A 479-nucleotide genomic window follows, 5' to 3' on the forward strand; every position below is an offset into this window, starting at 1 on the left:
TGCTGCATGCGCAGGCCGGCCATCTGGTTCAGCAGCTCGCCCGCCAGCTGGGCCGGCGTGCCGTTGCCGGGCGAGCCGAAGGTGACCTGCCCGTTGTGCGTGCGGGCGTAGGCGATGAACTCGCTCACCGTGGTCACCGGCAGCCCGGCATTCACCACCATCAGGTTGAAGTCGCGCGAGATCATCGTCACCGGCGCGAGGTCGCGCGCGGGGTCGAAGGTCATCTTCGGATACAGGCTCGGGTTGATCACCGTCGGCCCGGCGCTGGCCAGCAGCAGCGTGTAGCCGTCCGGCGCGGCACGGGCGACGATCTCGCCGCCGATATTGCCGCCCGCCCCGGGCTTGTTCTCGACCACCACGGTCTGGCCCAGCTCCTCGCGCAGCGGATCGGCCAGCAGGCGCGCGACGATGTCTGCCGTGCCGCCGGGCGCGAACGGCACCACGAGCCGTATCACCCTATTGGGGTACGCGCCCTGCGC

Annotated in this window: 1 protein-coding gene; it reads right to left on the bottom strand. The window is 70.8% G+C overall.

The genetic code is table 11. The features are described 5' to 3' along the window. Positions 1-443 (bottom strand): Bug family tripartite tricarboxylate transporter substrate binding protein (locus AC1DCP_RS26400; RefSeq protein WP_476774871.1); only part of this gene is annotated, 443 nt, incomplete at its 3' end. Positions 444-479 lie beyond the last annotated feature (36 nt).

The organism is Agrobacterium sp. 10T429 (assembly GCF_056393925.1).